Source organism: Mangrovibacter sp. MFB070, from assembly GCF_000705335.1.
In the GTDB taxonomy this organism is placed as follows: Bacteria; Pseudomonadota; Gammaproteobacteria; order Enterobacterales; family Enterobacteriaceae; genus Mangrovibacter; species Mangrovibacter plantisponsor.
Genome location: NZ_JJMI01000053.1, coordinates 245,380 through 258,739 on the forward strand (window position 1 = coordinate 245,380; position 13,360 = coordinate 258,739).

A 13,360-nucleotide genomic window follows, 5' to 3' on the forward strand; every position below is an offset into this window, starting at 1 on the left:
AACCCTGCCTTTGTTCAGAATTCAGGCGGTGCCTAACTCAACGTTTCGCCCTGAGCCTGATAAAGCAATGCAATAATCAGTAGTTGGACGGCAGGCACCTTTTTGTGCGTCATTCGGTTTTTATGTAGCGCGGCCAAATGGGGCTGACATAAACAGGTGAATGAGCCACTGCATAAATATATGCACAGAGTGTGCCAGGTATAAAAATAAAACATAACACATTGATTATTATAATATTAACCTCATCTGATCAGTAAAAAGCTGAGTAACCGCACAATCAAAATGTCGCCAAAAAGAGACAGCATAAATTAAATACAATAAATACAAATATAATCAATTAATTAAGTGTCACCAAATGGCGACAGGGTAGTAATCATTCTGTTGGCAAATAGAGACACCCAGCCACACAACAAGCCAGATAGTGCCTGAAAAACAAAAAAGCCTTCCCGAAGGAAGGCTGAGCCTGATAACAAACCTCATGCCTGCACAGAACGAGAGAATGTCACCCAATAAAAAACATGGAAAATCAATTCATTGATTTTCGCCCGCTAACTAAAAAGAAGGAAAAAACACGTTTTTTCCTTCTTTTTCATCAATCTGAGCCTTCCCGAAGGAAGGCTTTGTGAAATGATTCTGCCTGAAACAATATCACCCCAACTGCTTACGGGCATTACGGAAAATCCGCATCCAGGGGCTGTCTTCACCCCAGTTTTCCGGGTGCCATGAGTTACTGACGGTACGGAATACACGCTCCGGGTGTGGCATCATGATTGTCGCACGGCCACTTTCACTGGTAACCGCTGTAATACCATTAGGGGAACCATTCGGGTTAGCCGGGTAGTTTTCAGTGACGCCACCTGCGTTATCAATAAAGCGCAACGCCACCAGCCCTTTGCTTTCCAGTGCTGCCAAATGGGCAGCATCACGCACTTCCACACGGCCTTCACCATGGGAAACGGCAACCGGCATATGTGAACCTGCCATGCCATCAAGCAACAATGACGGGCTCTGCGCCACTTCAACCAGGCTGAAACGAGCTTCAAAGCGGTCTGAATGGTTACGAACAAAACGCGGCCACAATTCACTGCCAGGAATTAATTCCTTCAGGTTGGACATCATCTGGCACCCGTTACACACCCCCAAAGCCAGGGTTTGTGGACGGTGGAAGAAAGTCTGGAAAGTGTCACGAACGCGTTCATTAAACAGAATGGATTTTGCCCAGCCTTCCCCGGCGCCTAACACATCACCATAAGAGAACCCACCACAGGCAACCAGCGCCTGGAAGGCTTCCAGGTCTCGCTTGCCAGAGAGTAAGTCACTCATATGGACATCGATAGCGTCAAAACCAGCACGATGAAATGCCGCAGCCATTTCCACATGTGAGTTGACACCCTGCTCACGCAGTACTGCCACTTTTGGACGAGCGCCAGTAGCAATATATGGGGCGGCAACATCTTCGTTAATATCGAAGGTCAACGCTACATTCAGACCGGGGTCCTGCTCGTTGGCTTTCGCGTTATGTTCCTGATCAGCACAATCCGGGTTATCACGCAGGCGCTGCATCTGCCAGGTTGTTTCCGCCCACCACATGCGCAGTTGAGAGCGTTTTTCGCTATAAACCGTGTCACCGTTGGCTGTCAGGGTAAAGCTGTCCCCTTCGACGGCCTGGCCGAGATAGTGAACGCAGGCTCCAAGGCCATAGCTTTGCAGGCATTGTTCAACAACAGCACGGTCGGCTTCGGCAACCTGAATAACTGCGCCCAGTTCTTCAGTGAACAGAGCAGGCAATGTGTCACCCAGCCCAGAAATATCCGCCTGAACACCGCAGTGCCCTGTAAAGGCCATTTCCGCCAGAGTCACCAGCAAACCACCATCAGAACGGTCGTGGTAAGCCAGCAATTTACCTTCGGCTACCAGTGCCTGCATTGCATCGTAAAAGCCTTTCAGCTTCGCGGCATCGCGGACATCAGCTGGTTTATCCCCCAGGTCGCGGTAAACCTGAGCCAGTGCAGTTGCACCCAGCGTGTTTGCCCCTTCACCCAAGTCAACCAGATACAGTGCGTTGGCACCAGTGCGTAATTGTGGTGTTACGGTACTGCGCACGTCTTCCACACGCGCAAAGGCCGAAATAACCAGCGACAACGGAGAAGTCATTTCGCGCTGTTCGTTGCCTTCTTGCCAGCGGGTCTTCATTGACATGGAGTCTTTACCCACCGGGATGGTCAGACCCAATTGCGGGCACAGTGTTTCGCCAACGGCTTTCACTGCTTCGTATAACCCGGCGTCTTCACCCGGGTGCCCGGCTGCTGCCATCCAGTTTGCAGACAATTTAATACGCTTGATATCACCAATGTGTGTGGCTGCGATATTGGTCAGCGCTTCGCCAACAGCCAGGCGTGCAGAGGCGCCGAAGTCCAGCAGTGCTACCGGAGCACGCTCGCCCATGGACATTGCTTCACCATAGTAGCTGTCCAGGCTGGCGGTGGTAACAGCGCAGTTTGCCACCGGAACCTGCCACGGGCCAACCATCTGATCCCGCGCAACCATCCCGGTTACAGTACGGTCACCAATCGTGACCAGGAAGGTTTTCTCCGCAACCACCGGCAAATGCATTACGCGTTTTACCGCATCGGCAAGATTAATCGCTGAACATGCCAGCGCCTTACCTTCGGCTTTAAGGCGGGTTACATTGCGGGTCATCTTCGGTGTTTTGCCCAGCAACACATCCAGCGGCATATCAATTGGCTGGTTATCAAAGTGCCGGTCATTCAGGGTCAGATGTTGTTCCTGAGTGGCTTCGCCAATGACCGCATAAGGCGCACGCTCACGGCGGCACAATTCATCAAACAAGGCCAGTTGTTCTGGAGCCACGGCCAGGACATAACGCTCCTGGGACTCGTTACACCACACTTCCAGCGGGCTCATACCGGGTTCATCATTCAGGATATCGCGCAATTCAAAGCGCCCGCCACGCCCGCCGTCACTGACCAGCTCAGGCATCGCATTTGACAAACCACCCGCGCCAACATCATGAATAAACAGAATCGGGTTGTCAGAACCCAACTGCCAGCAGCGGTCAATAACTTCCTGGCAACGGCGTTCCATTTCCGGGTTATCACGCTGCACAGAGGCAAAATCCAGGTCGGCATCAGACTGGCCGGAAGTCATGGAAGATGCAGCGCCACCACCCAGACCGATGTTCATCGCCGGGCCACCCAGCACAATCAATTTGGCACCAGGGGGGATTTCCCCTTTCTGAACGTGATCGGCACGAATATTACCGATACCACCCGCCAGCATAATCGGTTTGTGGTAACCACGCAGTTCTTCGCCGTTGTGGCTGGTCACCCGCTCTTCATAAGTACGGAAATAGCCATTCAGTGCCGGGCGGCCAAATTCGTTGTTAAACGCCGCACCACCCAGTGGGCCTTCCAGCATGATATCCAGTGCTGAAACAATCCGGTCAGGCTTACCAAAGTCTTCTTCCCATGGCTGTTCAAAACCCGGAATGCGCAGGTTAGATACCGAGAACCCAACCAGACCAGCTTTAGGTTTTGCACCACGCCCGGTTGCGCCTTCATCACGAATTTCCCCGCCGGACCCCGTTGCAGCACCCGGCCATGGTGAAATTGCCGTTGGGTGGTTATGGGTTTCAACTTTCATCAGGATATGAGCTTCTTCCTGGTGAAAATCATAATGATCAGAGCCGCGCTCAGCGAAGAAACGCCCAACCGTTGAACCTTCCATAACAGCAGCGTTGTCTTTGTAGGCTGACAACACATGGTCTGGCGTGGTTTCGAATGTATTTTTAATCATTTTAAACAGCGACTTAGGCTGTTCTTCACCATCAATAACCCAGTCGGCGTTAAAGATTTTATGGCGGCAGTGCTCTGAGTTCGCCTGAGCGAACATATACAGTTCGATGTCGTTCGGGTTACGACCAAGCTGAGTAAACGCATCCTGCAGGTAATCAATTTCATCTTCAGCCAGTGCCAGACCAAGACGAATATTGGCATCAACTAACGCCTGACGCCCCTGATTAAGGATATCGACCGACTGAACGGGTGCAGGTTCGTGGTGAGCAAACAGACGCTCAGCATCATTCATATTGCTGAACACGGTTTCCATCATGCGGTCATGCAGTAGCTCAGCCACCTGCTGCCACTGTTGCTCTGACAGTGAGCCCTGAACATAGTAAGCAACACCACGTTCCAGACGACTGACTTGATCCAGAGCGCAGTTATGTGCGATATCGGTCGCTTTAGAAGACCATGGAGAAATGGTGCCAGGACGCGGCGTGACAAGTATTAACTGCCCAACCGGTGCGTTTTCCGCCAGCGTCGGGCCATATTTCAGCAAGCGTTGCAGGCGGGCGAGTTCATCGGCACTGAGTGGTGCTTTGAGGTCAGCAAAGTGAACATACTCGGCGTAAATATTGCTCACTGGCAGATGAGCATCCTTAAAGCGGGACAGCAGTTTGTTAATACGAAATGCCGACAATGCAGGCGAACCACGCAGAATTTCCATCATTAAATCTCTCGTCTTCGAAGGGCCAATAGACGCTTAGCCAGGTATTTCGGGGGAAAACGGGCGTCATTATAGAGAATACCGGCCTCTGACGAAACCGTTTGCGCAGAAATAAAATCCCTCACCAGCAATGTCTGTTATTGTGGCAATTTGTGCGGACGGGTTGCCAACTGGCGTTTTGTTAAGCAAAATGCCGCTCAGTTCCTCACTGGATACCACTATTGAATGACTATTGTTAGCTGACTGTTTTACACCGTAAAGATTTAACTAATTGAAAAAGTTAAAAATTAATTATCTTCTCATCGGTGTCGTAACCTTGTTGCTTGCAGTGGCATTGTGGCCCTCAATTTCCTGGTTAGGCAAAGCCGAAAATGAAATCGCCGGAATTCAGTCCCGGGGGGTTTTACGCGTCAGCACAATCAGCTCACCTCTTACCTGGAACTCAGTCAATGGCAAACCCGATGGGCTGGATTACCAACTTGCCAGTGAGTTTGCCGATTACCTGGGTGTTAAACTCGAAGTCACCGTTCGCCAGAACGTGAACCAACTGTTCGATGACCTGGACAGTGGTAAAGCAGACATTCTTGCTGCCGGGCTTATCTACAGCCCGCAACGCACTAAAAATTACCAGGCCGGGCCAACCTACTATTCAGTATCACAACAAATGGTGTATCGCATGGGTAGCCCGCACCCACGTTCTCTGGGGGGTGTCAAACCCGGTGAACTGGTGCTCTCCCCAGGCCAGGCTGTTATTGATGATCTGAAAGCACTGAAAGAAACCCACTACCCGGATCTGACCTGGCAAACCGATGCCCGGCACAACATGACAACGCTGATGGAGCAAGTGGTTGAAGGGAAAATTAACTTTACTATTGCCGATTCCGTCGCAATCAGTGTATTTCAGCGCGTCCATCCACAACTGGCGATTGTGCAGGATGTCACCGATGAACAACCCGTTACCTGGTTCAGCCGCAAAGAAAATGATGGCAGCCTGCCTGCTGCGATGCTGGATTTTTTTAACCGCATGGGAGAAGACGGTACCCTTGCACGGCTGGAAGAAAAATACCTGGGGCACGTTGGTGATTTTGACTATGTCGACACACGAACTTTTTTGCGCGCAATTGACAACATATTGCCCGATTTACGCCCCCTGTTTGAGAAATATGCCACAGGTATGAACTGGGAGTTACTGGCAGCGATTTCCTACCAGGAATCCCACTGGGATCCACTGGCAACTTCACCGACAGGTGTTCGCGGGTTGATGATGTTAACCCGCAACACAGCGCAAAGCATGGGCCTGTCTGACCGGCTCGACCCGGAGCAGAGTATCAGCGGTGGTGCACGTTACCTGTCAAGGCTGATGGACAAAATTCCACAAACCATTCCGGAAGATGAGCGGATTTGGTTTGCGCTGGCCGCCTACAATATGGGATATGCGCATATGATGGATGCCAGAGCACTTACTGCCCGCCAGAAAGGTAACCCTGACAGCTGGTCTGATGTTAAACAGCGTTTGCCACTGCTTAGCCAGAAGCGCTATTACAGTAAAACGACATACGGCTATGCGCGTGGTAATGAAGCTTATAAATATGTTGAAAATATCCGGCGCTATCAGTTGAGCCTTGCCGGATACCTGCGTGAAAAAGAGAAAGTGGCACAAAGCGACCAGAACAAAACACAACTGGCGGAATTGATGCCTGATATAAGGTTGCGCTGATAATCACTGCTCTTCAGATTGTTGCCTGGTTGCCTGTTTATTAGCCTTGTGCACCTGGCGGCGCATACGAAAGAAATCGCTCAGTAAACCAGCACACTCTTGCGCCAACACACCGCCAGCCACCGATACTTTATGATTCATGCCAGGATGCCCGAGAACATCCATCAGCGAGCCCGCAGCCCCTGTCTTGACATCACTGGCTCCGTATATTAACTGCCCTATTCTGCTGTGTACCATAGCCCCGGCACACATCACGCAGGGTTCCAGCGTAACATATAGCGTGGTATCAAGCAGGCGGTAGTTTTGCAGCACTATTCCCCCCTGGCGCAGAGCCATCATTTCAGCATGCGCTGTTGGGTCATGGTGACCAATAGGCCGGTTCCAGCCCTCACCAATCACCTGGCCCTGGTAAACCAGCACAGCTCCAACCGGAACCTCGCCCTCATCCCAGGCGCGCTGAGCAAGGGTAAGCGCATGGCGCATCCAGCGGATATGGTCAGTTTCACTTCCGGTCACAATTCTCTCCAGTGAGTAGCAAAAGGATTGGCATAGCTGGTGCCTCCTCATAATGGTTCTGGCGGGCAGAGTTGCACAAGCAGCCTGATACCCGGCACCGGGGCACCGGCCTGAACATGGCGAACAACGCAGTTACACCTGAGATACCAGGCTAAAGGCTAAATTAACCAGGCGCCGCGCATTATACACAGACAGCACATAAGAAGAAGCGGGCAAGTTCAGCGCCATTGTTCCAGTTCACCACCCGGTGTAACACGCCAGCGATGCTGGCAGAAAGCCAGCAAAGGGTTATCCTGGACACTGTCACTGTAACCGCTGTATAGCGACAGTGGCTCGCCAATACGCAACCTGAGCTGCGCTACTTTTTCTTTACCAAAACAGCGCCGTGACAGGCACCAGGCGCCACGCCCCCGGGTTATCTTGCTGCCTATCAGGTTTACGGATGCAAACCAGGGGGCCTGGCCATACACTTTGCGCACCAGGCTTTCCGGTGAACCAGTAATTAACCAGATATCGACATTTTCCTGACGGGCGTAATCTTCGAGCCTTGCCTGAACTCTCTCAAATATTGTCGCCCGTTCACGAAACGCCAGCGTGAATTCCTGCTCCAGCGCTAACAACCGCGACTGCCTGCGCCCAAAAGTTAAACTCCATAGCAGCAGGCTCACTGGCCAGCGCACAGCCCTACCCTGCAACAAAAACCCCACCACCACCAGCGGCAATACCATGAGCAATAAAAGAACATTCAATGGCTGGCGGCGGAGTAAAAAAAGCATAAATTCACCGAATAAATCTTCCCGGTGCAATGTACCGTCCAGGTCAAAAAAGACAATGCGCCGCTCTGCAGATTGCTGTGTTACCGCTGGCTGATTTTCCTCAGGTTTTATCATTCAGCGCCTCACGCAGAAAACCGTTATGGCGAGCCAGCCTGTCTTTTGCTGCAGGAGCATTGAGCCCGGAGAGCGCCATCAGAATAGCGGGTTTCGCTTCATACCCTGTTTGCTCCAGTAAGGCTTTTGCCGCCTCATAACTCAGGCCTGTCGCCTCGGTAACAATGCGGCAGGTACGGTCGACAAGTTTCACGTTAGTGGCTTTCACATCCACCATTAAGTTTTGCCAGACCTTGCCAAACCGAACCATTGCACCGGTAGAGATCATGTTCAGTACCAGTTTCTGCGCGGTGCCGGATTTCAGGCGAGTCGACCCGGTAAGTGCTTCTGGCCCAACGACAGGTGAAATAGCGATGTCCGCCACCCGCGCAATAGGGGAATCCGGGTTGCATGAAATTGCCACCGCGCAACACCCCAGGCTACGGGCATACTTCAGGCCGCCAATCACGTAAGGCGTGCGGCCGGAAGCCGCCAGCCCGATAACAATGTCGTTTTCAGCCAAATTAAGGTTTTTCAGGTCAGTTTCGCCCAGCTCCGGGGAGTCTTCTGCACCTTCTACCGCTTTCAGTAACGCAGAGGGGCCACCCGCAATCAGGCCAATAACCAAACCGTGAGGTACCCCAAAAGTAGGCGGGCATTCAGATGCATCCAGCACTCCCAGGCGGCCACTTGTTCCCGCCCCCATATAGATGATTCGCCCACCGGACTTTAATGCTGTTGCCGCAGCATCAACCGCCTTCGCCACTTCTGGCAATGTAAGCTGAACTGCCGGAGCAACACGCTCATCCTGCTGGTTAAAGCGTGTCACCATCTCCAGTGTAGAGAGTGCGTCTAAATCCATAGTTTCGGGATTGCGGCTTTCTGATACCAGAGCACCAAGATTCATTTCTTTTCCTCAGAATATTTAATTCACAACAATCGCGTTATAATGGAATATTAAATTCTTTTCTGCGAGATTTCTGGCCGCATGCTACCCAACCGGCCCGCATACTGACAAATGGAATGACCATGAACTGCCTGATTCGCATTCGCCAGCGTTACCCTGTACTGGCTCAGAGTGACCGTAAACTTGCTGATTTCATCCTGGCTAATCCTGATCATGCCCGCCATTTAAGCTCACAGCAACTGGCGCAAGAATCCGGTGTCAGCCAGTCCAGTGTGGTAAAGTTTGCGCAGAAGCTCGGATATAAAGGTTTTCCCGCCCTGAAACTGGCAATCAGCGATGCGCTTGCCAATTCGCCTAACCCCCATTCCGTGCCGGTTCATAACCAGATTCTGGGCGATGACCCTTTACGCCTGGTGGGTGAAAAACTCATAAAAGATAACGTCGCGGCGATGCATGCTTCGCTGGATGTCAACACCGAAGAAAAACTGGTCAGCAGTGTTACCTTATTGCGCCGTGCGCGGCAAATCATTCTTACCGGGATTGGCGCATCCGGGTTAGTGGCGCAGAACATGGCCTGGAAGATGATGAAAATTGGCCTGCGCGCCGCCCCCGTATTAGATACCCACGCATTATTATCCAGTGTGCAGGCAATGAACCAGGAAGATGTATTTCTGGCTATTTCCTATACGGGAGAGCGGCGCGAGATTAATCTTGCCGCAGATGAAGCACTACGGGTGGGAGCAAAAGTGCTGGCGATTACCGGTTTTACACCGAATAGCCTGCAACAACGGGCAACACACTGCCTGTATACCATTGCCGAAGAGCAGGCGACACGCAGTGCGTCTATATCCGCAAATTCAGCTCAAATGATGCTGGCTGACCTCTTATTCATGGGGTTGGTACAGCAGGATATCGATAATGCCCCGGGTCGCATCCGCCACAGTGAGGAACTGGTAAAAAAACTCAGTTAAAGCGTATAATGCCAGCCCATTTTTTCTGCGTTACCGAGACTGCATCATGGCACTACTGATCACTAAAAAATGTATTAACTGCGATATGTGTGAGCCAGAGTGCCCGAACCAGGCTATCTCCATGGGCGCGGATATCTACCAGATTGACGCAGACCGGTGCACAGAATGTATCGGCCACTACGAAACGCCAACCTGCCAGAAAGTGTGCCCCATTCCCAATACCATTATTACGGACCCGGCACACCAGGAAAATGAGGAGCAGTTATGGGATAAATTCGTCCTGCTCCATCATGCGGATAAAATCTAACGCTCAAATATCACTGAAGCACAGGCGTAATGCCGTTCATCGGCAATAGAAACATGCATGAAGTTCACTCCCAACTTTTCAGCCAGTGCTGCTGCTTCACCATGTAAGCAGAGTTGAGGTTTGCCAAGCGCGTCGTTCACCACCTCAAACTGCTCAAATGCCAGGCCATTGCGAATACCTGTCCCCATGGCTTTCGATGCAGCTTCTTTCACTGCAAAACGCTTTGCCAGGAAACGTGCTGGCTGCTGGTGAGCGGCAAACTGTTGCCATTCGTTTGCATGAAGAATTCGCTTTGCAAAACGTTCACCAGTGCGCGCCATCACAGCTTCGATACGGGCAATTTCAACGATATCCGTACCAATACCAACAATAGCCATCAGCCACGGGCTTCCAGCATCAGGCGTTTCATTTCACTGACAGCTTCTTTCAGCCCGGACATTACCGCACGGCCAATAATCGCATGGCCAATGTTCAGTTCATGCATTTCCGGAATGGCTGCTATTGCCTGGACATTGTGGTAAGTCAGACCGTGCCCTGCATTCACTTTCAGACCTTTGCTTGCTGCATATTGAGCAGCCTCTTTAATACGGGCCAGCTCTTTCGCCTGCGAGACTTCATCTTCTGCATCAGCATAGCAACCGGTATGCAGTTCGATATAGGGGGCACCAGCCGCCACTGCGGCATCAATTTGGGCATGTTCAGGGTCGATAAACAAAGAAACCTGAATGCCTGCCGCAGCCAGGCGTTTGCAGGCGTCTGCCAGTTTTTCAGGTTGCCCGGCGACATCCAACCCACCTTCCGTCGTTACTTCCTGGCGTTTTTCTGGCACCAGGCAGCAAAAATGCGGGCGGGTTTCACAGGCAATGCCAACCATCTCTTCTGTAACTGCCATTTCGAGGTTCATTCGGGTATGCAGTGTCTGGCGTAAAATACGCACATCACGATCAGTAATGTGGCGGCGATCCTCACGTAAATGCACCGTGATGCCATCAGCTCCTGCCTGCTCTGCAATAAACGCAGCCTGAACGGGATCCGGGTATGCGGTTCCGCGTGCATTACGCAACGTCGCAATGTGATCAATGTTAACGCCTAACAACAAATCAGCCATGACAGCTCTCCGTTATGAATACGATATTAGCGGAGTGTACACCGCGCAACGAAAGCCTGGCTACGTTCGCTTAATGTTCACTACCGCCATCGGGAGTAAGCGGTGATTTTTTCGGCAGGAACTGGCGGAAAAGTTCCCGGCTTTTCAGCGGTTTTCCACCCAGATAAGGTTTGAGGGCGATACGGGTAAACCGTTTGGCGGCACGAAGGGTATCAGCATCAGGAAACTCACGGCTGGCGAGCGCTTTGAGTTGGCGGCCAGTAAAACTGGTGTTATCGATGACCAGGCTGGCAATAAAGCCTTTTTCTTCGCGGTAACGATAAGTCATGGTGTCATCCACCTGCGCTCCTGAGCCAGCACAGTGCAGAAAATCAACGCCATAACCCAGGCAGGACAACAGCGCCAGTTCAAACTGGCGTAACGCAGGTTCCGGGGAACCGGTGGCACCAGCCAGATTCTGGATGCAGTGCAGATAGTCGAAAAACAGTGCGGAATAGCGGGTTTCTTGCTCAAGTACCCGGGAAAGCAGTTCATTGATATACAGACCGCTGTACAGTGCAATGCCAGTAAGGGGTAATGCCAGTGAGACGGCTTCAGCACTGCGCAGAGTTTTCACCTCACCCCGACCACCCCAACGAACCAGAAGTGGAGTGAAGGGCTGGAGAGTGCCTTTAAGGTGGGAACGGCGGGAACGGGCACCTTTAGCAATTACGCGTATGCGCCCTTGTTCTTCAGTGAACAAATCCAGAAGAAGGCTGGTTTCGCTCCAGGGGCGACCATGCAAAACAAAAGCCCGCTGCCAGCCTTCCACTGTATCAGACCTTAAAGATCATCGACATAACCCAGGCTACGCAGCGCCCGTTCGTCATCAGCCCAGCCTGATTTCACCTTCACCCACAGTTCAAGATGCACTTTGGCTTCGAACATGTCTTCCATGTCTTTGCGGGCTTCAATACCAATGGTTTTTATTTTGGCGCCTTTGTTGCCAATAACCATTTTTTTCTGGCCTTCTCTCTCCACCAGAATCAGGCCATTGATATCGTATCCACCACGTTCGTTAGTAACAAAACGCTCAATTTCGACGGTAACGGAATACGGTAATTCGGCACCCAGGAAACGCATCAGTTTTTCACGAATGATTTCTGAGGCCATAAAGCGCTGTGAGCGATCCGTAATATAGTCTTCCGGGAAATGGTGAATAGCTTCCGGCAGATGTTTACGGACAATGCTCGCGATGGTGTCAACATTAGTACCGTCTTCTGCGGAAATCGGCACAATATCGAGGAAGTTCATCTGCTGGCCCAGGAACTGTAAATGGGGTAACAGGTCGGCTTTGTCTGCCACGTTATCCACTTTATTCACAGCAAGAATGACCGGGGCTTTGCCATCTTTTAGCTTGTTGAGCACCATTTCGTCATCTGGCGTCCAGCGAGTGCCTTCAACAACGAAAATGACCAGTTCTACATCGCCAATCGAGCTACTTGCAGCACGGTTCATCAGGCGGTTAATCGCCCGTTTTTCTTCCATATGTAAGCCTGGGGTATCAACATAAATTGCCTGATACGGGCCTTCAGTATGGATGCCGACGATACGGTGACGTGTCGTCTGCGCTTTGCGCGAGGTGATGGAAATCTTTTGCCCCAGCAGTTTGTTCAACAACGTGGATTTACCCACGTTCGGACGCCCTACTATTGCAATAAACCCGCAGTAAGTATTTTCTTCGCTCATTCCAGCTCCAGCTGTTTTAGCGCCTGTTCAGCGGCTGCCTGCTCCGCTTTGCGGCGGCTGGAACCAGTGCCAACCACGGGTTCGTTCAGGCCACTAACCTGGCAGTGAATCGTGAATTCCTGGTCATGGGCTTCGCCCCGTACCTGAACAACCAGATAACCAGGCAACGGTAAATGACGCCCTTGCAGAAATTCTTGTAAACGCGTTTTCGGATCTTTTTGTTTATCACCCGGGCTGATTTCATCCAGGCGCGTTTGATACCAACTAAGGATCAAACGTTCAACCGTTTGGATATCACTGTCGAGAAAAACACCGCCAATCAGTGCTTCTACTGTGTCCGCCAGAATAGACTCCCGACGGAACCCCCCACTTTTCAATTCGCCCGGCCCCAAACGCAGGCATTCACCCAATTCAAATTCACGGGCAATTTCCGCCAGTGTATTACCCCGCACCAATGTGGCACGCATACGGCTCATATCCCCTTCGTCCACCCGAGGGAAACGGTGATAGAGCGCATTAGCAATAACATAGCTAAGAATAGAGTCACCAAGAAACTCCAGACGTTCATTATGCTTGCTACTGGCACTACGGTGGGTTAATGCCTGCTGCAAAAGATCCTGATGATGAAAAGTGTAGCCCAGCTTCCGCTGAAGCCGATTAATTAAGATGGGGTTCATGTGATACCAATTAATGAATGCGTCAACAATTCA

Annotated in this window: 12 protein-coding genes; 3 read left to right on the forward strand and 9 right to left on the reverse strand. The window is 51.4% G+C overall.

Annotation, left to right across the window (positions count from 1 at the left end; genetic code table 11):
- Positions 1-648: 648 nt before the first annotated feature.
- Positions 649-4,530 (reverse strand): phosphoribosylformylglycinamidine synthase, encoded by a 3,882-nt coding sequence (purL, locus tag DT73_RS24250; RefSeq protein WP_036116395.1) that lies wholly within the window; start codon positions 4,528-4,530, stop codon positions 649-651.
- 268 nt (positions 4,531-4,798) lie between these two features.
- Here purL and mltF point away from each other — a divergent pair, with 268 nt between their 5' ends.
- Positions 4,799-6,244 (forward strand): membrane-bound lytic murein transglycosylase MltF, encoded by a 1,446-nt coding sequence (mltF, locus tag DT73_RS24255; RefSeq protein ID WP_084172353.1) that lies wholly within the window; start codon positions 4,799-4,801, stop codon positions 6,242-6,244.
- 3 nt (positions 6,245-6,247) lie between these two features.
- Here mltF and tadA read toward each other — a convergent pair whose 3' ends face one another.
- The 3 genes from tadA to murQ form a co-directional block, all read right to left on the reverse strand.
- Positions 6,248-6,760, reverse strand: a complete 513-nt coding sequence (gene tadA, locus DT73_RS24260) for a tRNA adenosine(34) deaminase TadA (protein WP_036116397.1) — start codon at positions 6,758-6,760, stop codon at positions 6,248-6,250.
- Between the two features lie 218 nt (positions 6,761-6,978).
- Complete coding sequence (gene yfhb, locus DT73_RS24265; protein ID WP_051691532.1) at positions 6,979-7,650, reverse strand: phosphatidylglycerophosphatase C; 672 nt, start codon at positions 7,648-7,650, stop codon at positions 6,979-6,981.
- Positions 7,637-8,536: an N-acetylmuramic acid 6-phosphate etherase gene (gene murQ / locus DT73_RS24270; protein WP_036116399.1), complete on the reverse strand. Its 900-nt coding sequence runs from the start codon at positions 8,534-8,536 to the stop codon at positions 7,637-7,639. The genes yfhb and murQ overlap by 14 nt, the downstream gene beginning before the upstream one ends.
- 122 nt (positions 8,537-8,658) lie before the next feature.
- Between murQ and DT73_RS24275 the strand changes: the two genes are divergently transcribed.
- Positions 8,659-9,507 (forward strand): MurR/RpiR family transcriptional regulator, encoded by an 849-nt coding sequence (locus DT73_RS24275; protein ID WP_036116400.1) that lies wholly within the window; start codon positions 8,659-8,661, stop codon positions 9,505-9,507.
- Between the two features lie 46 nt (positions 9,508-9,553).
- A complete protein-coding gene (locus DT73_RS24280; protein ID WP_036116401.1) occupies positions 9,554-9,814 on the forward strand; it encodes a YfhL family 4Fe-4S dicluster ferredoxin in 261 nt (86 codons plus the stop codon).
- Here the strand turns inward: DT73_RS24280 and acpS are convergent.
- From acpS to rnc, 5 genes are all read right to left on the reverse strand, one after another.
- The gene (gene acpS / locus DT73_RS24285) at positions 9,811-10,191 is read right to left on the reverse strand and encodes a holo-ACP synthase (RefSeq protein ID WP_036116404.1); all 381 of its coding nucleotides are present in this window, start codon (positions 10,189-10,191) and stop codon (positions 9,811-9,813) included. The genes DT73_RS24280 and acpS overlap by 4 nt on opposite strands.
- Positions 10,191-10,922, reverse strand: coding sequence for a pyridoxine 5'-phosphate synthase (pdxJ, locus tag DT73_RS24290; protein ID WP_036116406.1), 732 nt, complete (start codon positions 10,920-10,922; stop codon positions 10,191-10,193). Before pdxJ ends, acpS begins: the two co-directional genes overlap by 1 nt.
- Positions 10,923-10,992: 70 nt before the next feature.
- Positions 10,993-11,733: a DNA repair protein RecO gene (gene recO / locus DT73_RS24295; RefSeq protein ID WP_036116408.1), complete on the reverse strand. Its 741-nt coding sequence runs from the start codon at positions 11,731-11,733 to the stop codon at positions 10,993-10,995.
- An 11-nt stretch (positions 11,734-11,744) separates the two neighbouring features.
- A complete protein-coding gene (gene era, locus DT73_RS24300) occupies positions 11,745-12,650 on the reverse strand; it encodes a GTPase Era (RefSeq protein ID WP_036116411.1) in 906 nt (301 codons plus the stop codon).
- Positions 12,647-13,327 (reverse strand): ribonuclease III, encoded by a 681-nt coding sequence (gene rnc, locus DT73_RS24305; protein ID WP_036116412.1) that lies wholly within the window; start codon positions 13,325-13,327, stop codon positions 12,647-12,649. Before rnc ends, era begins: the two co-directional genes overlap by 4 nt.
- Positions 13,328-13,360 lie beyond the last annotated feature (33 nt).

Coding starts and splice junctions, on each gene's coding strand:
- purL (WP_036116395.1), bottom strand. CDS start 4,530: ATGATGGAAATTCTGCGTGGTTCGCCTGCATTGTCGGCATTTCGTATT.
- yfhb (WP_051691532.1), bottom strand. CDS start 7,650: ATGATAAAACCTGAGGAAAATCAGCCAGCGGTAACACAGCAATCTGCA.
- murQ (WP_036116399.1), bottom strand. CDS start 8,536: ATGAATCTTGGTGCTCTGGTATCAGAAAGCCGCAATCCCGAAACTATG.
- DT73_RS24275 (WP_036116400.1), top strand. CDS start 8,659: ATGAACTGCCTGATTCGCATTCGCCAGCGTTACCCTGTACTGGCTCAG.
- DT73_RS24280 (WP_036116401.1), top strand. CDS start 9,554: ATGGCACTACTGATCACTAAAAAATGTATTAACTGCGATATGTGTGAG.
- acpS (WP_036116404.1), bottom strand. CDS start 10,191: ATGGCTATTGTTGGTATTGGTACGGATATCGTTGAAATTGCCCGTATC.
- pdxJ (WP_036116406.1), bottom strand. CDS start 10,922: ATGGCTGATTTGTTGTTAGGCGTTAACATTGATCACATTGCGACGTTG.
- era (WP_036116411.1), bottom strand. CDS start 12,650: ATGAGCGAAGAAAATACTTACTGCGGGTTTATTGCAATAGTAGGGCGT.
- rnc (WP_036116412.1), bottom strand. CDS start 13,327: ATGAACCCCATCTTAATTAATCGGCTTCAGCGGAAGCTGGGCTACACT.